Source organism: Methanobrevibacter sp. (assembly GCF_036307625.1).
GTDB lineage: Archaea > Methanobacteriota > Methanobacteria > Methanobacteriales > Methanobacteriaceae > Methanocatella.
Window position 1 is genome coordinate 17,546 of record NZ_JAXJXF010000094.1, and the last position, 23,948, is coordinate 41,493.

General features: G+C 34.9%; 27 protein-coding genes and 1 tRNA gene. 13 read left to right on the forward strand and 15 right to left on the reverse strand.

Features of this window, described 5'->3' with window-relative positions:
* Window positions 1-63: 63 nt before the first annotated feature.
* Window positions 64-1,893, forward strand: coding sequence for an ATP-dependent DNA helicase (locus UIB65_RS05745; protein WP_330040182.1), 1,830 nt, complete (start codon window positions 64-66; stop codon window positions 1,891-1,893).
* 1 nt (window position 1,894) lies between these two features.
* Here the strand turns inward: UIB65_RS05745 and UIB65_RS05750 are convergent.
* The 8 genes from UIB65_RS05750 to hpt form a co-directional block, all read right to left on the reverse strand.
* Window positions 1,895-1,968 (reverse strand) — tRNA-Arg (locus tag UIB65_RS05750).
* Between the two features lie 27 nt (window positions 1,969-1,995).
* Window positions 1,996-2,988, reverse strand: coding sequence for a topoisomerase IV (locus tag UIB65_RS05755; protein ID WP_330040183.1), 993 nt, complete (start codon window positions 2,986-2,988; stop codon window positions 1,996-1,998).
* An 11-nt stretch (window positions 2,989-2,999) separates the two neighbouring features.
* Window positions 3,000-3,311, reverse strand: a complete 312-nt coding sequence (locus tag UIB65_RS05760) for a transcription factor S (RefSeq protein ID WP_296804338.1) — start codon at window positions 3,309-3,311, stop codon at window positions 3,000-3,002.
* A gap of 75 nt (window positions 3,312-3,386) precedes the next feature.
* The gene (locus UIB65_RS05765; RefSeq protein WP_330040184.1) at window positions 3,387-3,809 is read right to left on the reverse strand and encodes an NUDIX hydrolase; all 423 of its coding nucleotides are present in this window, start codon (window positions 3,807-3,809) and stop codon (window positions 3,387-3,389) included.
* Window positions 3,810-3,835: 26 nt separating this feature from the next.
* On the reverse strand, window positions 3,836-4,117 hold the full coding sequence (locus tag UIB65_RS05770) for a DNA-directed RNA polymerase subunit L (RefSeq protein ID WP_330040186.1): 282 nt from the start codon (window positions 4,115-4,117) through the stop codon (window positions 3,836-3,838).
* Between the two features lie 14 nt (window positions 4,118-4,131).
* A complete protein-coding gene (locus UIB65_RS05775) occupies window positions 4,132-4,698 on the reverse strand; it encodes an exosome complex RNA-binding protein Csl4 (protein WP_330040188.1) in 567 nt (188 codons plus the stop codon).
* A gap of 73 nt (window positions 4,699-4,771) precedes the next feature.
* Complete coding sequence (gene dph2 / locus UIB65_RS05780; protein ID WP_330040190.1) at window positions 4,772-5,776, reverse strand: diphthamide biosynthesis enzyme Dph2; 1,005 nt, start codon at window positions 5,774-5,776, stop codon at window positions 4,772-4,774.
* Window position 5,777: 1 nt separating this feature from the next.
* Complete coding sequence (hpt, locus tag UIB65_RS05785) at window positions 5,778-6,347, reverse strand: hypoxanthine/guanine phosphoribosyltransferase (RefSeq protein ID WP_330040191.1); 570 nt, start codon at window positions 6,345-6,347, stop codon at window positions 5,778-5,780.
* Between the two features lie 98 nt (window positions 6,348-6,445).
* On the opposite strand from hpt, the gene UIB65_RS05790 reads away from it, so the two are divergent.
* The 7 genes from UIB65_RS05790 (at window position 6,446) to UIB65_RS05820 (ending at window position 13,866) form a co-directional block, all read left to right on the forward strand.
* Window positions 6,446-7,795, forward strand: coding sequence for a signal recognition particle protein Srp54 (locus tag UIB65_RS05790; protein ID WP_296804329.1), 1,350 nt, complete (start codon window positions 6,446-6,448; stop codon window positions 7,793-7,795).
* Between the two features lies 1 nt (window position 7,796).
* The gene (locus UIB65_RS05795) at window positions 7,797-9,005 is read left to right on the forward strand and encodes a tRNA pseudouridine(54/55) synthase Pus10 (RefSeq protein WP_330040192.1); all 1,209 of its coding nucleotides are present in this window, start codon (window positions 7,797-7,799) and stop codon (window positions 9,003-9,005) included.
* Window positions 9,006-9,010: 5 nt separating this feature from the next.
* Window positions 9,011-9,478 carry a cyclic pyranopterin monophosphate synthase MoaC gene (gene moaC, locus UIB65_RS05800; protein WP_330040193.1) on the forward strand — a complete coding sequence of 156 codons (468 nt, stop codon included), beginning with the start codon at window positions 9,011-9,013 and terminating at the stop codon, window positions 9,476-9,478.
* Between the two features lie 70 nt (window positions 9,479-9,548).
* The gene (locus UIB65_RS05805; protein WP_330040194.1) at window positions 9,549-9,710 is read left to right on the forward strand and encodes a preprotein translocase subunit Sec61beta; all 162 of its coding nucleotides are present in this window, start codon (window positions 9,549-9,551) and stop codon (window positions 9,708-9,710) included.
* Window positions 9,711-9,759: 49 nt separating this feature from the next.
* Entirely contained in the window at window positions 9,760-10,584 is an 825-nt protein-coding gene (gene hisF, locus UIB65_RS05810) for an imidazole glycerol phosphate synthase subunit HisF (RefSeq protein ID WP_330040196.1), read from the forward strand.
* Entirely contained in the window at window positions 10,581-11,495 is a 915-nt protein-coding gene (locus UIB65_RS05815; RefSeq protein WP_330040197.1) for a DNA glycosylase, read from the forward strand. The genes hisF and UIB65_RS05815 overlap by 4 nt, the downstream gene beginning before the upstream one ends.
* Window positions 11,496-11,748: 253 nt before the next feature.
* Window positions 11,749-13,866 (forward strand): hypothetical protein, encoded by a 2,118-nt coding sequence (locus UIB65_RS05820; protein ID WP_330040198.1) that lies wholly within the window; start codon window positions 11,749-11,751, stop codon window positions 13,864-13,866.
* Window positions 13,867-14,023: 157 nt separating this feature from the next.
* Here UIB65_RS05820 and UIB65_RS05825 read toward each other — a convergent pair whose 3' ends face one another.
* Window positions 14,024-14,893: a type II CAAX endopeptidase family protein gene (locus UIB65_RS05825; protein WP_330040199.1), complete on the reverse strand. Its 870-nt coding sequence runs from the start codon at window positions 14,891-14,893 to the stop codon at window positions 14,024-14,026.
* A 56-nt stretch (window positions 14,894-14,949) separates the two neighbouring features.
* On the opposite strand from UIB65_RS05825, the gene UIB65_RS05830 reads away from it, so the two are divergent.
* On the forward strand, window positions 14,950-16,311 hold the full coding sequence (locus tag UIB65_RS05830) for an MFS transporter (RefSeq protein WP_330040200.1): 1,362 nt from the start codon (window positions 14,950-14,952) through the stop codon (window positions 16,309-16,311).
* A gap of 216 nt (window positions 16,312-16,527) precedes the next feature.
* On the opposite strand, the gene UIB65_RS05835 is transcribed toward UIB65_RS05830, so the two are convergent.
* The gene (locus UIB65_RS05835) at window positions 16,528-16,959 is read right to left on the reverse strand and encodes a peptidylprolyl isomerase (protein WP_330040202.1); all 432 of its coding nucleotides are present in this window, start codon (window positions 16,957-16,959) and stop codon (window positions 16,528-16,530) included.
* Window positions 16,960-17,029: 70 nt separating this feature from the next.
* On the opposite strand from UIB65_RS05835, the gene UIB65_RS05840 reads away from it, so the two are divergent.
* Together UIB65_RS05840 and UIB65_RS05845 are read left to right on the forward strand one after the other, a co-directional pair.
* Window positions 17,030-18,190, forward strand: coding sequence for an acetylornithine transaminase (locus UIB65_RS05840; RefSeq protein ID WP_330040204.1), 1,161 nt, complete (start codon window positions 17,030-17,032; stop codon window positions 18,188-18,190).
* A 27-nt stretch (window positions 18,191-18,217) separates the two neighbouring features.
* Window positions 18,218-18,919, forward strand: coding sequence for a hypothetical protein (locus tag UIB65_RS05845; protein WP_330040206.1), 702 nt, complete (start codon window positions 18,218-18,220; stop codon window positions 18,917-18,919).
* Here the strand turns inward: UIB65_RS05845 and UIB65_RS05850 are convergent.
* Entirely contained in the window at window positions 18,916-19,317 is a 402-nt protein-coding gene (locus UIB65_RS05850) for an NUDIX domain-containing protein (RefSeq protein ID WP_330040208.1), read from the reverse strand. The two genes, UIB65_RS05845 and UIB65_RS05850, sit on opposite strands and share 4 nt — an antisense overlap.
* Window positions 19,318-19,436: 119 nt before the next feature.
* Between UIB65_RS05850 and lysA the strand changes: the two genes are divergently transcribed.
* Together lysA and dapF are read left to right on the forward strand one after the other, a co-directional pair.
* Window positions 19,437-20,720, forward strand: coding sequence for a diaminopimelate decarboxylase (gene lysA, locus UIB65_RS05855; protein WP_330040209.1), 1,284 nt, complete (start codon window positions 19,437-19,439; stop codon window positions 20,718-20,720).
* Window positions 20,721-20,729: 9 nt separating this feature from the next.
* Window positions 20,730-21,590, forward strand: coding sequence for a diaminopimelate epimerase (gene dapF, locus UIB65_RS05860; protein WP_330040210.1), 861 nt, complete (start codon window positions 20,730-20,732; stop codon window positions 21,588-21,590).
* Window positions 21,591-21,605: 15 nt separating this feature from the next.
* On the opposite strand, the gene UIB65_RS05865 is transcribed toward dapF, so the two are convergent.
* Genes UIB65_RS05865 through UIB65_RS05880 form a run of 4 tightly spaced genes read right to left on the reverse strand, consistent with a single transcriptional unit; the run spans window position 21,606 to window position 23,898 of the window.
* On the reverse strand, window positions 21,606-21,773 hold the full coding sequence (locus tag UIB65_RS05865; RefSeq protein WP_330040211.1) for a hypothetical protein: 168 nt from the start codon (window positions 21,771-21,773) through the stop codon (window positions 21,606-21,608).
* 12 nt (window positions 21,774-21,785) lie between these two features.
* Complete coding sequence (locus tag UIB65_RS05870) at window positions 21,786-22,370, reverse strand: HemK2/MTQ2 family protein methyltransferase (protein ID WP_330040213.1); 585 nt, start codon at window positions 22,368-22,370, stop codon at window positions 21,786-21,788.
* Between the two features lie 5 nt (window positions 22,371-22,375).
* Window positions 22,376-23,248 carry a 16S rRNA (adenine(1518)-N(6)/adenine(1519)-N(6))-dimethyltransferase RsmA gene (gene rsmA / locus UIB65_RS05875; protein WP_330040215.1) on the reverse strand — a complete coding sequence of 291 codons (873 nt, stop codon included), beginning with the start codon at window positions 23,246-23,248 and terminating at the stop codon, window positions 22,376-22,378.
* 8 nt (window positions 23,249-23,256) lie between these two features.
* Window positions 23,257-23,898, reverse strand: coding sequence for a DUF655 domain-containing protein (locus tag UIB65_RS05880; RefSeq protein ID WP_330040216.1), 642 nt, complete (start codon window positions 23,896-23,898; stop codon window positions 23,257-23,259).
* Window positions 23,899-23,948 lie beyond the last annotated feature (50 nt).

The following is a 23,948-nucleotide window of genomic DNA, read 5'->3' on the forward strand; positions in this document are numbered from 1 at the left end:
ATATTTATTTTTCAAATGCTCTTTCTATAATTTATTTATAGTATATTAACTAATATAATTTTAATGTCTAATTCTATTTTTTGTCCAAATTGTGGTATGCTTAAAAGTAACTGTACTTGCGGTACTAGCAGTAAAAATAAATCTAAAGGTCCAACTAACTTATTTAGCTTTGCTAAGAAATCAAAATCATCTGTTTTAGATGATGAAATTCCAGATGTTTATTCGGTTGATGACCATAAGTTAGATGAAGGAACCTCTGCATACTTAAAAGAGCTATATCCTCATATAGATGATGAAATTATTGAAAATTTTCCATTTGAACAGCCTAGACTGGGTCAATTGGAGATAATTCAGGATATTAATGATGCAATAAAGAAAGGATTTAAATATATTATTTTGGAAGCGGGTACGGGTACAGGAAAATCTGCAATTGCAACTACTCTGGCTAAAATGTATGAATCTGCTTATATCTTAACAATGACAAAGCAGTTGCAGTCCCAATATTCCGATGAGTTTGATTTTCCATTGGTAAAAGGCAGAGGTAACTTTGCCTGCTTGAATGATAATCTGGAGTCTACCTGTGATATGGGAACATGTAAAACAACACCTACCAACAGTAACTTTTTCTGTCAATATGGCGTTGCTAAAAATCCGACTTTGGATGCGGAATTTGCATTTGAGGATTCCTTTGGAGGATCAATTTTTTATCAATCAGGTAGTCATTGTCATTATTGGAATCAAAAAGCCAATGCAATCAATTCTCCGATTACCTTGATGAACTATGATTATGCAATTGTTGAATTGAATTATGTGAAGCATTTCGGCAAGCGTTCTTTATTGATATTGGACGAAGCCCATAACATTGAAAATAAACTGATGGCCACCATGGAAGTCACATTATACAACAGGACTCTTGAAAAGGATATCAATAAAGCAATATCTAAGGAAACTTTAAAGGATGGCGAACTTGAAGATTGGAAAATGGAGATAGAAGCTATTGGAGACAGTTATGAAGATATTGATTTAAAAGAAGTAACTAAAAATAAAGCAGACAGAATCCGATCAACAATTTCAAGATTAAAGAAACTCAGAAACAATCTTGAAAGCGAGCCTAAGAATTGGGTCATCGACACTGATGAGTTCGGCGTCACATTCAAGCCGTTGAGGGTACATCATTACGCTAAGGATAATTTGCTGAAATATGGAGATGTTGTAATCTTTATGAGTGCGACAATACTTTCTCATAAAATGTTTTCTAAATGGCTGGGATTAAATCCTGCTGAAGTGTATCATATTAAGGTAGATAGTCCATTTACAAAAGAAAAAAGGCCGATTATTTTGAATCTGGCAGGTAAAATGTCAGCAAACAGAATTAAGAACACAGCCCCTAAGACTATTCCAATTTTGCAGGAAATATTGAAAAAACATGAAGGGGATAAGGGTTTAATTCACACTCACAGCTATAAATGTCAGCAGTACATTACTCGAAATCTAAATAATTCACGTTTAATTTCCCATACTTCACAAAATAGGGAACAAATATTGAATTTCTTTGAAAAAGATGAAAATCCATTGGTTTTGGTCTCTCCTTCCATGAGTGAGGGTGTTGATTTGCCTTATGATAAGTGCAGATTCCAGATAATTTACAAAATGCCTTTCCCGTATTTGGGTGATAAGCAAGTGAACATGAGGATGAAGCGTGATAAAAAATGGTATGCTTATAAGACTGTAATGACTCTTATGCAGGCATATGGTCGGGGTATGAGGGCTGAAGACGACTCCTGCTATACTTATATTATAGATAGCGATATTAATATGCTGTTCAAAAGCCCAATGTATAGGTCATTGATACCTGACTTTTTCAAGGAAGCCGTTGTTCGGGTTAAAAATTAGGCGGACCTGGAGGGATTTGAACCCCCGATCTCAGGATCCGAAGTCCTGCGTCATTCCTGACTAGACCACAGGCCCGTAAAAATAATAAAAAATCAAAAGAAGTTATTTTTCTTTTCTTCCTTCTTTTGAATCATCAGAATTTAGTGGAATATCTTCAATACCTTCAACTTCAGCGAAAATGTCATCAATAGATTCGTTTTCAAGTTTCACTTTTTCGTATTCTATTTCTTCAATTTCCTCTGTTGTCAAACCTTTTCTTTCTTCAGGTTTTTCACGTGCAGGAGGTATGTCATCAAGATTTTCTTCGATTGGTGTGGTTTTAGGTTTAGAATTAGATTTTGATCTTTTAAAATTCTTTTTTAATTCACCGAAATTAAATTCACCTATTTTGAATGATTCTTTATCTAGGGGGATATTGCTTTTAGGGATGACGTTTTCATCCTCTTTTTCAACATCTTCGGTTTTTACTTTTTCTTCATGGTCTATTGAATTAATACTATTCGAAATATTTTCTAAAGGATTCTTAAATCCGATTACTTTGTATAATCCATAAATTAATAGTAATAATCCTATTATTATAAATATAACAGCAATAAAAGTGCTTTCTCCGGAAATAACATTGTCAACTATTTTGTCACTGCGTGAATTAAATGTTGTTGCAGAAATTACAATAAAAATCAATCCGAGAATAGTACTAATCACTCCTAAAACTGGGGTTCTGCCAATTTTAGCGTTCATGACATTATCAAAACTATCACTGATTTCCCCTGTAATCTCATCATTGCCTTCGTCATCGGATTCTAGATTTTCATTGGCAATTGAATCATCATCTTCATTTGGTGTTTTTATTAAGAAATCTTCATCAATAGAATTTTCTTCTAAATTAACAGCATAGCCTTCATCATTTTTTGGATGATAGATGAACTCATCGTCAATTTCTAAATCTCCATAATCATTTTTACTTTCGTTAAGATAGTCTATCAATTCACTATCTTCTTCGATATCTTCATAGTTGGAATTATCTTCGTCTATGACATTATCGATCATGTCTTTGAGATTTGAAATTCTATGCTCTTTTTCTTTAGAATCTTTCATAAAAATCACACTCAGTCGTATTCTCTCCAAGTATGTTTGCACTCAGTACATGTAAAGAAACGTGTAGGTGCTTCATCAGCACTACGAGTTTGTTTTAATTCATAAAAAGCTTTATCATTTCCACATTCTGGACAAGTTTCAGTTGTGGTAGGGCGAACATCAACATCTTCACCAAGCATTTTGATGTTATCGCTTTCTTTAATCTCTTCAGAAACTTCATATTGGTCATTGTCTGAAAGATTTTTTTCGTGTCCGCAAGAGTTACATTTCAACACTCCATCTTTTGGAAGTAACATTGCGCCACATTTTGGACAAAATTCCATTTAACTCCTCCTTAATAAATCTATTAATCTTTCTTATTGTGTAAATATTTTTTTCAATATATTTAAATATATACCTTAAAAATCAGTTTTAGCCTTATTTAAACAATCTTTTATTATTTTATCGTGGTCAAAAGCAAGATTGATTTTTTCTAGTTTTTCAGTTGAAAATATTCCAATATCTTCTGCATCACTGTCAGCCTTCATTTTGCTAAAATCTCCTTCGGCAATGTATGCTACTGTTACTGTGTGGCCCCTTGAATCTCTATCTGGGTCTGAATAAACATTGACTAATCCTTTCAAGGTTACATCAATATTTGTTTCTTCTTTTGCTTCTCTTATGGCTGCATTTTCAACAGTTTCGCCATACTCAACAAAACCTCCGGGCAATGCCCAATAATCTTTGTATGGCTCATTTTTTCTTTTAATCAGAATGAAATTGAAGTCTTCATCAAAAATAAATATGTCTGCAGTAAGTGAAGGAATCTTATATTCTGCCATTAAATCACATAAAAATAATATTGAAGCTATAAAGCTTCATCAACAAGTTTTTTAAATTCGGAACTTTCTTTTTGAAGTTCTTCAGCTGCTTTTTTCAATGCTTTTCTTGGTCTTTTACCTCTTTTTGTTTTGATTGTCATTTCTGGTTTTCCAGTAAGAGGGTGATCAATACTATAAACAGCATATTCAACATCAGGGTCTTGCATTAAAATGTGTCTAAGTGCATTAAAAACACCGTGACTTTCATCTTCCACACTAAATGTCAATTCTAATGTTTTTTCTTCAATAATTTTAAAATTTTCATCCATTGTATCAACCTTAATTAATTAACATAGTTTTTAGATATTTTTCTTTTTTCCTTTTTGTTGCAGGAATTGCATTGGAGTTCATTGGATTTTTTAGTTGTGTGCATGTAGTCTCTGCAGCGAGTACACATTGCTTTTAAAACTCCACAATCTTCATCTACAGTACCTAAATCAACATTATCTCCAGTAATTTTCACTACTTTTGCTTGAACGATGTCTCCTATTCTAAAGGCATCGGATAATTTTTCTAAGTAATCTTTTTTTGCTTGTGATATGTGAATTGCACCCATATATGGTAATGCTAACGGTCTTGCATTGTCTTTAATACATTCGATATTTACATTAGCTCTTTGAGGTTTGATATCAGTTATTTGTCCATAGACGATGTCTCCAACTTTCAATAAAGCGGGTTTTGCATCTGACTCAACAGATATGACCTTCATTTTTTGATTAATTTTAACATTACCAAGTACTGATGATTTGATTTCACCATTATCATCATAAGTGCCTTCTCCTGGAAGATATTGCTCAATTATTCCTAATTTATCTCCAGGCATTACAATTTGTTCCTCTTCTATACTCATATTAAAATCACCAAAATAAAGATTTAATAAAATTTTTATTTAATATTGTAATTTTGTTTATATTACTATTTAACTATTTGTATCTTTCATGGAATAAAATTTCATCTAATTGATAATTTTCCCATTCTCTTTTGTTCAATACGATTTCCAATTCCTGTGGTGTCAATAAAGGCTTTTTATACATTTGTGAATCATCGATAGCTATTCTAGGGCATGCACTTACAACAAAAGCATCTAATTCGAGATAAGGAAGCAATGCATCAGGGTTTACATTATCCATCAATATTATGTAAGCTTCCATTCCATGTTCTTCCAAAACCTTTTTTATTTCCTTTGCAAGTTTCATTCTGTATTGCCCTTCTTTGGAAGATACAATTATTCCCCATTTTTCGGCAGTTCTTGCCTTTGTTATTCTTGCAAAGCGTATTCTTAAAATTCTGTCGGCATACTCGTCCATCCTTCTAAGCTCATTATTATAGGGATCCAATGCCAACACTGGAGTGTTTGAAAATAGATTGATTCCCAATGGGTGAAAGTTTCCGCTGCCTATGAATAGGAATATTTCGGCATCCAAATTTTTGATGGATGAGAAATTGCATCCCAAAACCTGCCCCTTTCTGGTTGATTTTGATGAGCCAAGAACAACTTCCTTGCCGTTGTCTTCCAAATAATCCTTGATTTCATTCAGTAAATGAAGGTGCTGTGTTGTAGTTACCAAAGCTATTCTGGAATAATCTTTCAGTGCATCCAGACACTGCTTCAGGTTTTCTTTGATATCTATATTTGCAAAAGCTTCAACAAAAATTGTGGGAACTTCATATTTTAAAGGAAGTGGGGTATGTCCATAATGAACAATCAGGTCAACGGATCCCTTCATTTTGTAGTCACTTACATCACAAGCTCCAAAGCAAGGGTCACCTGATATTATTACTGTCGATTCGGTTTCTTCTTCAATTTTGCGGGCGATTTTTGTTGCCTGCATTTTAAGTCCTTCTGGAAATTGAAGACCTACGGTTTCCACGTTTTTTGAGTTAATCTTGCGGATTACCTTATCCAAATCCATGTTATACATTGACATTTTAATCTTTAATGGTGCTTTCGATAACTACTTTACCGTCAATAACATCTAATTTTACAATGGATAAGACATCTATGCCTGTTTCCTTTTTGACTATTTCTTTACCTTCGCCTTTGTCAATTATAGCCACTACGGATTTTAAATCTAGGCCCATGTCTTGCAATGTTTTGATTAAAGCGACCAATGTTCCGCCGGTACTTACCACATCATCAATGAGCAATATTTTTTCGCCTTCGTGCAGGTCATTCACATAAAGGTTTGATGAGCCGTAACCGGTTTTTTGATATACTTCCTTTTCACCTGGAAGGCCGTATTGTCTTTTACGAATTACTACAAAAGGAATATCAGTTGCAAGGGATAATGCGGTAGCTAGGTGAATCCCCATGGCTTCAACAGCAACTATTTTATCAATATCCAAATCAGCATACTTATGAACGACTAATGCTAATTCCCTAAGCATTATAGGGTCCATAGCAGGTACACCATCACTTATAGGATTTACAAAGTAGTTGTACTCACCTTTCTTTACGATTGGGGATGCTTCTAATGATTTTATTACTTCTTCTAACATGCTATCACACAAAAATTATAAAAACTTATTAAATATAAATATAACTTAATACAATTATATAATTTTGCTAAAAATGAATTTTTATTAAAGTGATTATAATGGCAATGCTCGGAAGTTTAGGAGAAAATCTTACTAATACAATGAAAAAGTTAGTAGGAATGTCAGTTATAGATAAAAAAACCATTAAAGAAGTTGTAAAAGATATTCAACGTGCTTTAATCCAATCTGACGTTAACATTAAATTAGTTTTAGATTTATCCAAAAAAATTGAAAGTAGAGCTCTTGAAGAGGAACCTCCAAAGGGTATCACTCCAAGAGAGCATGTTATAACTATTATTTATGAAGAAATGGTAAATCTGCTGGGCAGTGAGGCAGCAGGTTTGGATATTAATGAAAAACCTTATAAAATCTTGTTTTTAGGGCTCCAGGGTTCAGGTAAAACCACCACTATAGGTAAATTATGCAGATATCTGCAGAAGAAAGGTTTCAACCCTGCGGTTGTTTGTACAGATACATGGAGGCCTGCAGCATATGAGCAATTAAAACAGCTCACAGAAGAGATGGATGTTCCTTTATATGGTGATCCAAACAATAAGGATGCGCTGGATTTGGCCAAAAAAGGTCTGCAGGAATTTAAAAATAGGAAAGTTATTATTTTCGATACTGCAGGTAGGCACAAGCAGGAAGAGGATTTAATCGCTGAAATGGATCAGCTGGATAATATCATTAATCCTACCGAAGCTATTCTCGTTATTGACGGAACAATCGGTCAGCAGGCCGGTGAACAGGCAAGAGCATTTTCACAGGCAACCGATATAGGTTCAATCATCATTACCAAATTGGACGGTTCAGCTAAAGGTGGGGGTGCAATGTCAGCTGTAGCTGAAACAGGTGCTCCAATCAAATTCATCGGTACTGGTGAAAGGATAGATGACTTTGAACTGTTCGACCCTCAAAGATTCATTTCAAGATTATTGGGTATGGGTGATATTCAATCTCTTATAGAAAAGGCTGAAGAAAACATCGATGAGGACGTTGCCGAAAAAACCATGAACAACATGCTGACAGGTAAGTTCACATTGATGGATATGAAAAACCAGTTTGAAATGATGAACAAGATGGGTCCGATGCAGCAGGTATTGAATATGATTCCAGGAATGGGAAATAAGATTTCCAAAGAAGCTTCAAAAATGACAGAAGACAAAATTGACTCTTATAAGATTATGATGTCCTCCATGACTGAAGAAGAGATGTTGAACCCAAAGATTATTAAACAGTCACGTATTCAAAGGATTGCAAGGGGTTCCGGTGTTGACGAATCTGAAGTTAAGGAACTTTTAAAATATTACAACAACACCAAAAAGACAATGAAGGGTATCGGAAAACGTGGTGGCCGTTTAGGAGGCGGTGCCATGAACCGTATGATGGGACAATTTATGAACAGATAACATGTATGAATTAGCTAAACAAATTATAAATGAAACCGACGGCAAAATATGTAAAAATTGTCTCGGCCGTAAATTGTCCAAAACAATTGAAGGATCCAACAACATCGAAAGAGCTGACAAGGTAGCCAAAGAACTGGGCATAGATTTGGATGATGTTGACTGTGTGGTTTGCGATAACCTATTCGACAAGCTCGATGACGGGATGTATAAAAAAATTGATGATAAGATTAATAAACTGGGAATCGAGTTTGAAACATTTTTGGTAGGCTCCAAAATCAGTAAGGATATTCAAAAAAGAGATGAAGAACTTTCCGAAAAGTTCAATCTTAATGTTGAAACCATTAAAAAGGAAGTCAACAGATTAATAGGTCTTGGAATTTGGGAAATTTATGATAAAGAAGCTGAATTTGAAAGCCAGGACATAGTTTTCAACATTGATTTGGTTGGTGAACCTAAAGTCAGAATTCAGATTAATCCATTATATATTGAAGGCAGATACAATAAGCTGAAACGTGGGATACCTCAAACCAAATGGCCTTGCACCAAGTGCAAGGGCAGAGGCTGTGAAGAATGCAATTACACTGGAAAACAGTATCCTGAGTCAGTTGAAGAATTAATTTCCGAGCATTTCTTAAAATTGACTAAGGGACGAGAGGCCAAATTCCACGGTGCTGGCCGTGAGGATATCGATGTGCTGATGCTGGGTTCTGGAAGACCATTCGTTTTGGAAATTAAAGAACCTAAAATCAGAAAAATCGATTTGCCTTTAATTGAAGAAAAAATCAACAAAATCAATGAAGGCAAAACTTCGTATCATAATCTGCATGTCTGTGAAAGGAAAAGAAAAGCTGAAATTAAGCAATCTTCCCCTGATACATATAAAGTTTATAATGCTCTTGTAAAGTGTGATGATGTAATAGATATCGATAAATTGGGGCAGATAACCGATTTGAATGAAATTCATCAGCAAACTCCATTAAGGGTATTGAGACGCCGTGCCGATAAGGTGCGTGTCAAACATGTTTTGGATTTATCTTATGATTTAATAGATGATACCTCTTTCAATATGCGTATCAAAACAGAGGGCGGATTATACATTAAGGAATTGATTTCTGGTGATGATGGAAGAAGTAAACCTAATATTAGTGAAATTTTAGGCGTTAATGCTATTTGTGAACAATTGGATGTAATTGAAGTAAGCGAGAAGTAGATATTATGGCAGATGAATTTACACATTTGACTGACAGTGGAGTGCATATGGTTGAAGTTGGGGCAAAACCCGATCAAAAAAGGAGAGCTATTGCAAGCGGCAGTATTTTTTTAGATAAACATACCATTGATTTAATTCAGAATGAAGAAATCAAAAAGGGAAATGTTTTAACAACTGCTCAGATTGCAGGTATTCAAGCCGTTAAGAATACATCTTCAATTATTCCCCTTTGCCATCCATTGGCCTTGACAGGAATTGAACTTAATTTTGAAGTAAAGGAAGATGAAATCATTGCAATATGTGCCGTAAACACTTTAGGCAAAACCGGTGTCGAAATGGAGGCAATTACTGGTGTTAGTGTTGCATTGCTTACTGTATGGGACATGGTAAAAGCTGTTGAAAAGGATGAAGACGGACAGTATCCGGATACTCGAATCAGTGACATTAAAGTTATCAAAAAGGAAAAAATTTAAACTTTATATACTATGAAAAAAATAGATATAATACAATTATTTTTATCAATTAATTTAAAAGGAGATTACTATGTCAAAAAAAGATAATAAGATTTCTATGCCTCAAACAGGTGCAGGTTTAGTAAGATATTTTGATGAAGAAAGTGTAGGTCCAAAACTTTCTCCTGAGCATGTTTTAGTTGCTACTGTTGTTATAGCAATACTTTGTTTTGTTTTAAGATATTCCGCTTAAGGATATTCTATAAACAAAAATTTCTACTTTTTTTATTTATTTAGATATTATGTTAACTAAAAGAATTATTCCCTGTCTAGATTGTGATTTGCAGGTTCCTGAAGGCAGAGTTGTAAAGGGTGTTGAATTTAAGGAAATCAAATATGCTGGAAATCCAGTAGACCTTGCAACACGCTATTATGAGGAAGGGGCTGACGAAGTTGTGGTTTTGGACATTACTGCTTCCCATGAAAGAAGGGCTACAATGGCTGACGTTATTGACCGGCTGACAGAAAATGTTTTCATGCCGATTTGTGTAGGTGGGGGAATAAGGAAAGTTGACGATTACATTAAAATGCTTAAGGCTGGAGCAGACAAGTGTTCAACCAATACTGCAGCAATTAAAAATCCAGAACTTTTAACAGAAGCTTCAAAAGTAGTGGGATCTCAGGCTGTTGTTATTGGGATTGATGCCAAAAGAAGATATGTCGACCATCCTGATGATGTGCCTGACAAGACAGTTATTGAGACAGATAAAGGATATTGCTGGTTTGATACCAGCATTTATGGCGGACGTGAATTCACAGGCATCGATGCAATCCAATGGGCTGTTGAATGTGAAAAGCGCGGAGCCGGCGAAATACTGCTGACAAGTATGGATGGAGATGGAACTCAAAATGGATATGATATTGAGCTCAATAAAACCATCAACGATTCTGTTGACATTCCTGTTATAGCAAGTGGTGGTGTTGGAGAACCGAAACATATCCTGGAAGTTTTTGAAAAAACCGATGTTTCAGCAGCTCTTGCAGCAAGCATATTTCATTTTAATCAATATTCAATAGGCACAGTTAAAGAATATCTAAAGGAAAATAATGTGGCTGTTCGCTTATGATTGTCGAAACCCCTATTGATTTGGAGTTAACTCAACTGTCCGGTCAGACCTCACAGCCTCCGTGGTGTGAAGTTGAGGGTACTTTTTCTAATGTTGTCAATGTTAATGATAATCCTGTTATTTTCAATGTAAGGCAATGTGGTGAATTCTTGGATTTCAATTATTCTGGGGATGTTTCAGACAAGCAAGCTATTGACAAATTGAATTACATTTTTGACTTGAATTTTGATTTGGATAAATTCTATAGCTATTTAGGTAATCATGCTGAATTGGCACAAATTCCTGAGTTCTGCAATGGTTTGAGACTATTTCTGGCCAGCGATCCTTTTGAGTGCATTATCTCATCAATATGCTCTGCAAACAATTCAATCAAAAGATGGACCAAATCGATTTGCCAGATAAAAGAGAACTGGGGAAATCGGCAGGGCAATTACTATACTTTTCCTAAAAGCAATGACTTAGTAAAAGTATACTTGGACGATGAGGATGAATTTAATTCATCGAACATTCAAGATATTTCAATGTGCACAAATAATCTCAAATGTTGTGGTGTAGGATATAGAGCACCATACATGAGGAAGGCATCCGAGATGTTTACAGATGAACTTGACCTCCATGAAATTTTCAAGATGGGCTATGATGAAGCATTTGAAACAATACTGGATGTTCCGGGAGTCGGTCCAAAAGTGGCTGACTGCATATTGCTTTACGGATTCAACTTTAGGGAAGCTTTTCCATCAGATGTGTGGATAAAACGTATTGTTTCTCATTTGTACTTTGATGGAAAGGATATAAGTGTTGCAAAAGTTCGTGAATTTGGAATGGAAGAGTTCGGTAAAAATGCGGGATATGTTCAGCTTTACATGTTCCACTATGCAAGAATGAGTGGTTTGATGAAAAAATTGAAATGAATTATGGCTATTTTTTAAAAATTTGACATTTGTATTCGAGAAATCAGCACTAACTGGACAACATTATTTAAAAACTTAATTATGTAATGTTTTATTAATTTTTTTCCTTTTAATTTTAAATTCGGCATATATTTATATTTTAAATAATATATTTTTTAATACATTTTCATAAGTTTTTATAAAAAGCTGAAGTTTTAAACAATATTTTTGCACACAATAAAACATATTCAAATTAAATGGAGGATTTTTTAAAATGGATTTTAAAAAGAGTTTACTGGTTTTTTTCCTAATTATTTGTGTATTATTTTCAGTTTCCAGTGTAGTTGCTGGGGATGTAAACGATGATGCAATAGCCAGTAATAATCAAGATTTCGATGTTGTCAGTCAGGCAACTGTAGAAGTCGATAATGATAATCAAATAATTGAAAATAATTTAATTTCATCTTCTAGTGAAGACATTTTAAGCGAAAAAGATAATGGAACTTTCACTGCATTGCAGGACAAAATCAGCAATGCAGCTGAAGGCGCTACAATAGAATTGGAAAATGATTATGCAAACGATGGGGTTCTTGCAGATGGAATCCTAATTTCTAAATCCATTACTATTAATGGGAATGGATATACAATTGATGCACAACATAAATCAAGAATATTTAATGTCACTGCAAACAACGTTGTTTTAAACGACATTAAATTTATAAATGGTAATGCAACTTCAGGTGGTGCAATCCACAACATTGGTAATAATTTGAACGTTACAAACTGTGTGTTCGAGAAAAACAGTGCGGTATATGGTGGTGCAATTTTCAGTGAAGGCGATAATGTGACTATATGGAACAGCACTTTCATAAACAACGCTGCTGATTGGGGTGGTGCAAACTACTTTAAGAAAAAAATTAGCCATTTAATCATAGCAGGAGATTTCATAAATAATGTTGCACAGATATCCGGTGGTGCAAACTACTTTAACGACAAGGTTGCCAATGTTTCAATTTCTGGAGACTTCAGTGATAATGTTGCAGTAAACGGTTCTGGTGCTGCAAATTACTTCTTTAAATCAGTAACTGATGTTTACATAGTTGGAGATTACCTCCGCAATATTGCCAATTCCAATTGTAATGGCAGTGATAAAACAGGTAGTGGAGGTGCTAACTGCTTTAATAAAACAGCAGATAATGTTATTATTTTAGGAGACTACTCAGATAATGTCGGATACCGCGGAGGTGCAAATTTCTTCTATGGTGCTGCATCTAATATTTCCATTGCAGGAGACTATGATAACAACACAGGCTGTTTATTTGGCGGTGCAAACTACTTTATGAATACATTAACTGATTCTACTATTGATGGAAAATATTCCAATAATAAAGCAACTAATTGGGGTGGTGCAAGCTACATAAATAAATTTGCAAAAAACGTTATAATATCTGGAGATTATATTGAAAATTCTGCTGTTGAAGGCGCTGCGATTTTCTTTGATAGAAAAATGGAAAATGTTACCACATTAATAAACTTAATAGATAACAAAGGAAAAAGCACAATTTACATGGCGTATAGGATTGATTCTACATTAACCGTCGAAGATATGGAATTTGATTATAATACTACCGGATCTACTGAATTTTCATTCACAGATGCCTTAAGCATTGAAGCTACTGTGGTTAATCAACCTGATGCTGTTGTTAATGTAAATAATAATACAATAACTGTATCTGGTTTGGAACCTGGCACATACATATTATCAGTTAAAACAGTAACTGATGATGAACACGATTCAGTAACTAAAGAGGCTAAAATAACAGTCAATAAACTCAAAACACAATTGTCAGTAAGTACAGTTACTACAACTTACAATGTCAACAAAAATTTAGTGGTTACATTAAAAGATGCTAACGGTAATCCTTTAAGTGATGTTTATGTTATTGTTAATTTAAATGGTGCCAAAACATATGAAACTGATGAAAACGGTCAAATCAAAGTATCAACAAAAGGATTGGCTCCTAAAGCATATACTGCTAAAATAACCTTCAATGGAAATGCAAAATATAATCAGGCAACAAAATCCGTTAAGGTGACTGTCAAAAAAGCAACTCCTAAGTTAACCGCTAAAGCAAAAACATTCAAACAATCTGTAAAAACCAAAAAATACAGTGTGACCCTAAAGACCAATCTCAACAAGGCCATAAAAAATGCCAAAGTCACACTTAAGGTCAACAAGAAAACATACACTGCAAAAACTAACAAAAAAGGTGTTGTAATCTTTAAAATTACTAAATTAACTAAAAAAGGTACTTTTAAAGCAACAATTGCCTACAAAGGCGATGCTTATTACAATAAAGTAACTAAAAAAGTAAACATTAAATGTGTGTAGATGTGAATAGCATCTACTAATTTTTTCTTTTTTTTAGAGAATCTTACTAAATCAGGATTAAATTCGTTAATTTTTTTTTAAATATTCTGTTAAAGGGTGATGGTGGGTTTAATAGTAAGTGGAGTGTTAAATCTAGAATTCTATTAAATTTTCGTGTTTATATTGATTTTCCTGTTTTTTCGCCAAACCAGCCTTTCCTAGTTCCGACATAATATAGTCCTAATGTTGAGACTGTGGTGACAATGATTGTTGAAGCAAAGTCGAAAGGACCAATTATGGATGAAGTTACCTCAAATCCTATGGCTGTAAAATATGCACTGGTTAAATTATTCACGCTATGGAGTGCAGAACTGGCTTCCAAACCATTGCTGCGCCAGGTTAAAAACCCTAAAAGAATTCCTTGTATGAATACTCCAAGGACTCCTAAAATACTATAGGGGTGCATTGATGCAAAAACTACGGACTGAAGAATTATTGCCAGGATAGGTATCTTAAACCATGATCCGAAAGTTTGCATAACTAGTCCTCTAAGAAAGTATTCTTCCGCAATGCACTGTAAAGGTATGATAATCAAGCATATTACAAAGAATGTCACAGTTAGGGTATTTGGACCAACCCTGCCGTGAATAATTGAGCTTATAGTTTCATAGATTAGATATACTGCTAATGGAATGGTCAATGATTTGAAAAATAGTTTCCAATCCCATCCTCCCCGTGATGAGGAATATGAAGAGAATGGCCTGTCTCGAACGATTTTTGTTGCAATATATAGTGAAGGAAGAAAAATTGCCACGGATAGATAGCCGATGTAGCTTCCAGCTTCAGAATTCAACGCTTCGTATCCTTGTGTCATTAACTGGAAAATTGTATTCCAGCCGTATGCCATGCCGAAAATTGCAAATATTGCAACTTGCAGTATTACATATACAATTGCTCCGATTATAAATACTAATATGGGCTTATACCATCTGTAATTTTCAAAAGTTCTTGGGAATGTTATATATTCCGGAGTGTTATGTTCGCTCATGAAATATACTATATTCTAAAAATTATATAAAGTCATTCTTAATATATATAATATTGATGGATAAAAAAAATTTACTCTTATTGATTTGTACTGTATTGTCATTTTTCACTGTTTTTGCGGTCAATGCAGTTACCATTGTCATTCCATCAATTGCAGCCGAATTTCACATGAGCAATATTGTTCAAAACTGGGTAACTATCATTTTTTTACTTGTTGTGGCTGTACTGTCGGTTCCGGCAGGTCAGATTTCAGCAAAATACGGCCTTAAGAAAGTCACTATTATAAGTGTTGTTTTATTTATCATAATCTCCATTGCCAATGTGCTTGTAACATCACAGGAACAGTTTCTGGCTTGCAGATTGATTTTGGGAATTTCCCTGTCTTTCATTAATGTCACTTCAATGGCAATGATTGTGAACGCTTTCCCGCCTGAAGAGCGTGGAAAGGCATTGGGGATGAACATCACAGGTGTTTATGTGGGGCTGTCCCTGTCTCCTGTTATTGGAGGAATTTTGAATTATAATCTGGGATGGAAATCTGTAGTATTATTCGGCGTTCCGTTTCTGTTTGTTATTCTTGCTCTGCTTTTAACAAGAATTGATGATGAGTGGATTTCATTTAAGGGCATTCCATTGGATATTAAAGGCTCATTAACTTATGGTATAGGGATGGTATTGTTTATGTATGGATTTACCATACTGAACACTCAATTGGGAATGATTTTAACTATTTTAGGAGTTGCAATCTTAATAGTATTTGGAATTATTGAGCTAAGGCAATCCTATCCTGTTTTTGACATCAGATTTTTCAAAAACCACAAATTCCTTTCAGCCAATTTCGCCTCATTATGTGCTTATTTGGCAACATATGCGGTTATAACAATTTTAAATTATCATCTTCAATACATTAAGGGATTCGATTCACAGACTGCGGGAATGGTATTGCTTGTAGCGCCATTGTGTCAGGTGGTTTTAGCTCCAATTGCTGGCAGATTGTCTGACAGGTTCGTACCACAAATACTTGCAGCTATTGGAATGGCTTTAGGTACTCTATCATTATTCCTGTTTTCATTTTTGGACAGTACAACATCAATTGAATTTTTATTTGTGGCGATGATAATCTATGGTGTAGGTTTCGGATTGTTTTCACCGCCGAATACGAATGTCATCATGGGTTCCGTTCCGCCAAAGGACACATCAGTCGCTTCAGCGGCAGTTGCAACAATGCGTACAGTTGGCCAGGCAATGAGTATGGGAATATTGACATTGGTATTTGCATTTGTAATGGGTGATGTTCCTATTATTCAACAGTATTATCCTCTATTGATTCAGAGCTGTCAAATAACCTGCATTATCTGTGTGGTATTGTGTATAGCTTCCGTTTTTGCTTCATTTGTTGGAATTAAATCTGATAGCTAGTTCAATTCATTATTGTAATGGATCTGTAATTTTTTTCAAAATCAACATTGGGTTCAAACAATGATATTTTTCTAATTAAAGGATATGTTGTCTCAATATATAAAATAAGCAGTTTAAAATGAGAACAATTTTGCAAACTCGCACAATTTTTTCTTTAAAAATCGTTTAATCAAATAAAAATCAGTAAAAATAAAAAAAGAAGTTGAAAGATAAGTTTTATCTTTCTTCAACGGTCACTTTGTTCATGACGTCTCCTTGTTGGATTGCGTTAACAACATCCTGACCTTTAATTACCTGACCGAATACGGTATGAACTCCGTCTAGATGTGGTTGTGGGGAGTGGGTAATGAAAAATTGGCTTCCACCGGTGTCTTTACCTGCGTGTGCCATTGATAATGCTCCGGTTCCGTGTCTGTGTGGGTTTCCTTCAGTTTCACATTTGATGGTGTAACCAGGTCCTCCGGTACCGTTACCGTTAGGACATCCTCCTTGAATTACAAAGTCAGGAATTACTCTGTGGAAAGTTAATCCATCATAAAATCCTTCGTTTGCTAATTTTTCAAAGTTGGCTACAGTGCCTGGAGCTTCATTCGGGAATAATTCTAATTCAATATTTCCTTTGTCAGTTTCGATTATAGCGACTTTCATTTTATCACCTATTTTTAAATAATATTAATATTATAAATATTAATGATTAAATAGTTTATGGAGGCATTAAATGAATACTCAGGAATTAATAAAAATAGAAGATGATTATTTCATAAACACTTTCACAAGACAGCCTGTCGTACTGGACCATGGTGAAGGTGTAAAGGTAACTGACATTGATGGAAACGAATATTTGGATATGTTTGCAGGTATTGCCGTTAATGCTTTAGGTCATAATCATCCTAAACTCGTAAAAGCAATACAGGAACAGGCAGAAAAACTCATTCACATTTCAAGTATCTATTACAATGAGCCTGCATTAATCTATGCTAAAAAATTGATTGAAATGACAAGCTTTGACAGAATCTTTTATGCAAACAGCGGTGCTGAGGCAAACGAGGGAGCTATCAAACTGGCAGTGAAATACACTGGAAAAAGCGAAGTCATATCTACTGTCGAATCATTCCACGGAAGAACAGTCGTGACTCTTGCGGCAACCGGACATGAACATTATCACGAACCGTTCAAAGCAATACTTCCTAAAGGATTCATAAATGTTCCATACAATGATATTGAAGCAATTAAAGAAGCAATAACTGAAAATACTGCAGCAATCATTGTCGAACCTATTCAAGGTGAAGGTGGAATTAACGTCCCGGATATCGAATACCTCAAGGAAATCGAAAAAATATGTCATGAAAAGGACATTGTTTTCATTGTCGATGAAGTTCAGACAGGTTTTGGAAGATGCGGAACACTGTTTGCACATGAACTCTTTGATGTAAAACCGGACATCATGACAATGGCCAAAGGTATCGGTGGAGGAGTTCCAATGGGTGGAATCCTTGCAACTGAAAAGGTTGCCGAAGCATTTGTTCCTGGAGACCACGGAACCACTTTTGGTGGAGGTCCTCTTGTCTGTGCTGCAGCAAATGCGGTTTTGGATACAATAATTGATGAAAATATCCTTGACAATGTTAATGAAGTTGGAAACTACTTCATTTCAGAACTTAAGAAGTTGGACAAGGATATAATAGCCGATGTAAGAGGAAAAGGTCTCATGGTTGGTATTGAGCTCACTAAACCTGGAGCTGAATATGTTGACAAGCTTCGCGAAGCAGGATTTTTAATCAACTGTACTGCAGGAAATGTTTTAAGATTCGTACCGCCACTGATAATTACAAAAGAAGAAATCGATGAGTTTGTTAAGGCACTGGATGAAATATTATAGTTAAAAATTATATTGGAGGTTTTATTTGTGGCAAGGAGAGTAGGGTATTTGTGCAATACTTGTGGATATACTTATACTTCCATAGATGAAATATTCTGGGTAGATGATTTTGGGCATGTTATAGTAAAGCCTTTGGTGAAATCAACATCGGCTGAAAGTTCAAATGCTGCCATTAAAGGGTTTTTTGCCAGATATTATTGCTATGAATGTCAGAAATTCATCAATAAGTTCATCATATATAAAAAGTCATCTGACATTGATGATGGGAAAATCATTCAGCTGATTGAACAGTATGATGACAATCCAAAAATCATACAGTTTGATGATGAATTCCAAAGATGTCTGGAATGCGGCAGTGAATTGCCTTCAAAAGCCGATTACTCATTTGCATTGGATATTGACGACGAGTTCCACATTGGCGAAGATGATTATGACTTTTCCAAAGGTGAAAAGTTCAAATTTGCAGGAGTTTATCACGGATATTTCTGTTCAAACTGCAAAAAACAAATCAATAAATTTGTCATTACCGAAAACAAGGCAGAATTTTCTGACTCACAAATCCGGGAAATACTTGAAAAGCACACAAATGACCTGACAATATTCATTCGCCGAGATTTTGACATTTGTCCTGATTGTGGTGAAGAGGTTTATTATCTGGATCAGAATTCTACCTGTCCAAACTGTAGGAGAGATAGCTTAACCATTGTGGACCATATGATGGTTGATTAAATCTCCCAATTTCTTTTTTTTAATAACTTTTCAAGGGATGTTGAAATCTCCAATTTTTTAATCTTTTCTAAGCTTGCCCACATCCAGTCAGTATGCTCTTCGCTTATTTCAATGTCTCCTTCGATATTTTCAAGATACATCATTAGCTGCACGGTACGTTTGTGCATATAATCGTTTTGAATGGCTTCACAAAAGTCACCAATTTCACAGTCAAGGTTTGTCTCTTCCTTGATTTCACGCACCAGTGCATCTGCAAAATGTTCTCTCTTTTCAACTTTTCCGCCCGGAAGCTCCCACATTTTTGGGTCTGTTCTGCTTTTAGGATGTCTTTTCACAATCAGGATTTCTCCGATGTCATTTTTCATGACGCCTCTTACTGTAAGTCCGTAGGTCTTCATGGTATTATTTTTAGTTTTCTAGTAAATATTCTAAACGGAAAAATACTTTCCTTCGCTATTTTTAAATAGATTAAAATAGATAAATAAATTCATAATGTAACTTTTTAGGAGTTTTAATTATGGATTTAAATATTAAAGTAAATGAAAAAAACCACCTTGATATCGGTGGTGCGGATGCAATTGATATTGCAGAAGAATTTGGAACTCCAACCTTTGTAATTGATGAAAACAGGATAAGAGAAAACTATAAAAAATTTTATGGTGCATTTTCAAAATATTATCCTGACTTCAAAGTATTCTATGCATGTAAAGCTAATACCAACATCGCTGTCATGAAAATTTTGGAAAGCGAAGGTTGCTGTATCGATGCAGTATCTCCTGGTGAAGTTCACATTTCTAAAATGGTCGGATTTTCCGGCGATAGGATTCTTTTCACAGGTAACAACATCACAAATGAAGAGCTAAAATATGTCCATGATGAAGGCGTTGTATTAAACATCGATTCAGTTTCAGCATTAAAAAGATTGGCTAAAATCGTTGATCCTGAAGGATTGAAACTTTCATTCAGGGTAAATCCTATGGTTGGTGCAGGACATCACGAACACACCATTACTGGTGGTGTAATGAGTAAATTCGGTATAATGGACAATGAAGCAGTTGAAGTTTACAAATTGGCTCAAGAATTAGGATTTAACCCAATCGGTATGCATTCTCACATTGGATCTGGAATTTTAGACCCAGAACCATTCAAATTAGCTATCGAATCCACCATGGATATTGCAGGACAAGTCCATGAAGAAACAGGAATAAACTTCGAGTTTATTGATTTCGGTGGAGGTATTGGTGTTCCTTACACTCCTGATGAAAAACTTCTTGATTTGGATAAATTCGCAGAAGTCAATATAGGATTATTCAAAGAAAAATTAGAAAAATATGGTATGGATAATCCTACAATGTTTTTAGAACCTGGAAGATACATTGTTGCTGATGCTGCTGTACTTCTTGTAACTGTAAACAGTGTAAAACAAAGTTACAGAAAATTCATAGGTGTAGATGCAGGTTTCAACACACTCCAAAGACCGGCAATGTATGGCTCATACCACCATATTGTGGATGCAAGCAGAATGGACGCTCCTAATACTCAGGAGGTGGATGTCGCAGGTAACGTGTGTGAATCCGGAGATCTCTTTGCACGTGACAGGCCTTTGCCTGATGTTGAAGAAGGGGACGTATTGGGTATCTTAAATGCAGGTGCATACGGATTTACCATGTCTTCAAACTACAATTCAAGACCATTGACTTCTGAGGTATTGGTAACTGATGGTAAATGCAATGTTGTTAGAGAAAGAGAAACATTTGAAGACTTATATGCAAAACAAAGCATTCCACCACACTTAAAATAAGTTGATAATATGGTAGACTTAAAAGGATTAAAATTTTCAAAAATGCACGGGATTGGTAATGATTTCCCAATAATTGATGAAAGTAAAGGGGAAGTCATCCCTGAAGCTGATAAGCCTGAAGCCTGTAGAATTTTATGCCACAGAAACTTCGGAGTAGGTGGGGATGGTGTATTGTTTGTCGAGCCGTCTGAAGTGGCTGATATTGGATACAGAATGTTCAATCCTGATGGTAGTGAAGCTGAAATGTGCGGTAACGGTATCAGATGTTTTGGGGATTTTGTATACAGAAAAGGCATTTTAAAACAGGAAAAGATGACTGTTGAAACCAGGGCAGGAATCAAGACAATCGAAATTACTTTGGAAAATGACGAACCTGTATTGTTTAAGGTGGATATGGGTCTGTCTACATTTAAAACTCCTGAAATACCTATGACATCTGATGAGGATGAGTTTTTGGATGGTGAATTGGAAGTAATCGACACCACATTCAATGTAACAGCAATCAGTGTTGGAAATCCTCACGCAATCATTTTCGTTGATGATGTTGATGAAGTGGATATCGATAAGTATGGTCCTGCCATTGAAGCCCATGAAGTTTTCCCTGAAAAAATCAACGTACACTTTGTAGAGGTCGTCTCTAAAAATGAAGGTAAAATGATTACATGGGAAAGAGGTGCTGGCGTAACTCTAGCTTGCGGTACCGGTGCAACTTCAACAGCAATTTCCGGATATAAACTGGGCTTATTCGATGAAAATGTTTTACTTCATTTGCCTGGCGGAGATTTGAAATTCCAAATCTATGAAAAAGAAGATAAGCTTGGAGCCTTCATGGAAGGTCCGGCCAAACTTGTTTTTGACGGAGAATTCTAGTTCTCCCTATTTTTTTTATTTTAATTCTTTATTTCTTCTGATTATTCCGAATATAATGTTCAAAACGGAAAAGAGAAGTACCAATCCTGTCCATATGGTAATTTCTTTTTGAATGTACATAATTATTGCGGCTATTATTATAAAAATAATTCCTATAATTACTGATTGTGTTCCTTTGTCCATATTTTCATCTCCTTATATTTTGTATGCATTTATTAATGTAATGTCTTCAAAAAAGAAGTGTTCTGATGCAGCTATTTCTGCTATGAATCCTAGTTCATCCAGTTTTGACAACGTTTCATCATTGCCTGAAAGTGAAGACTGTATCATCTGCACAATTCCTCCATCATTTAAATGATTTTTCACTTCATTTAAGAATAAATCGATAACTTTCCTACCATTTAATCCACCATCAAATGCATAATTTATGGTGTTATCCAAAACTTCATCTTCTTCAGTCGGCAGATATGGAGTATTGAATAGAATTACATCAAACTTTCTATTTTCCACAACTTCAAACATGTTTCCCCACAGGATTTCAATGTTTTCGATATTGTTTTGCCTGAAATTTTTTCGGGCAAGTTCGCATGCATCAAAGTTAATGTCTGTAACGGTGATTTTATCTGTCAGTCTTGAGGCATACATTGCAACAATTCCGCTTCCGGTTCCAATTTCCAAAACGCTTTGTCCTTCTTTTATCTGTAAATTTTCGGCAAGCAGATAACTGTCTTCAGCCGGAACATAAACGTTATCGTCAGTATCAATAATAAAGTCTTGCATGATATCTACTCTTTGAAAAGTGGGTTTAATTCTTTTGATATGTACAGTATCTCCTCAGGCTTCAGCACTATAACCCTTTTTGAGAGGTAATCGTTTAGTTCATCATCCTCAATGGAATTCAATCTTTGCTTTAGAACCTTCTTGTCGATGTTGCTGATGATGTGTCTTGAATCGATTAAAGCATTTCTGATTTTTTTGTTTCTATGCTGAAACAATGCTTTTGTAAAATTGGAGTAAGTTTCAAAATCAATGTCTTCTATTTTGTTTTCTTTCGGTGTTAGTTTAACAACAGTGGAGTCGATTTTCGGCTTTGGTATGAAACTTTCCGAGCTGACATTTGTCAAGGTCTCAACGTTACACTTGAAATACAGCATTGCCGAAAGTCTTGAATAATTTTTGCTTCCGACCTCACCATTCATTCGGTCTGCAAATTCCTTTTGATACATTAAAATGGCTAGGTCAAAGTCATAATCTAAAAATTTGAAGGTAATGGGTGATGAGATTTGATAAGGTAGGTTTGAAATGATTTTATTGAATTCAGGAAAATCAGTTTTCAGCGCATCATCATTAATTAACTCTACATTATCGATTTTTTCATCCTTAAGTCGTGTGGTCAATATTTTACAGATATTTTCATCTTGCTCGATAGCTATTACTTTTTTAGCTTTTTTTGCAAGTTCAATTGTTAGTGTACCTATTCCAGGCCCTATCTCCAAAATAATATCATCTTCATCAATTTCTCCAAAATTAACAATCTGATTTCGTTTGTTTTTGTCAATCAGATAATTTTGGCCAAGATTTTTGTTTAATGTTATCCCATGTTGATTTAAGATGTTTTTAGTTATTTTGGATAGAGATTGGGAGGTATCACTAGTCAATTTATCACTTATTTCCTTGGTTTTCTTGGTCTTCTTTGTGGTCTAGGAGCTTGTGTAAAAAGATTATATTTGTTTTTTCCTCTTTTAGGAGTGGTTGTATCCAATTCCTGCTGTACTCTTTTTACAATCATTCCTGCAGGATCTGCTAAATTAGGAAGCCTTTGTGAAAAGTCTTCAAAGCTTTCAAATGGTTTCTCTTCTCTGGCTTCAATAATTTCCCACATGTATTTTTTACCAATTCCAGGAATTAACTCTAATTTGTGGAGTCTTGTGCTTAACGCTTCAGCGGTATTGAAGAATTCAACGAATTTTTCCTCTTGTGATTCAACAATGTCTCGAATGGCATATTCCAATTCGATCCTGCTTGTTGCGGTTAAGTTTTCAAAATCTAATTTTCCAAGAACTCTGTATATTTTGTCTCTTTTTCCTTTTCCAATATATACTGTGTCTTGTATTTCTAAATCTACTCCAGTTTTTGGAGCTAATTCTAGTAAAGTGAATTGTTCTGTACCAATAGCTTGAGCAATGGCTTTTCCACCAAATTTGGACATGTCTGTTTTGACATATCCACGACTTAAGTAGTCAAGTACAACAGCATATTCTTCTTTTTTTGCTGCCGGTCCTTTATCATTTTTGTTTTTATTATCCATGTTATCACTTCACTATTGTTTTTTTTTAATCAAAAAATTGACTAAAGATA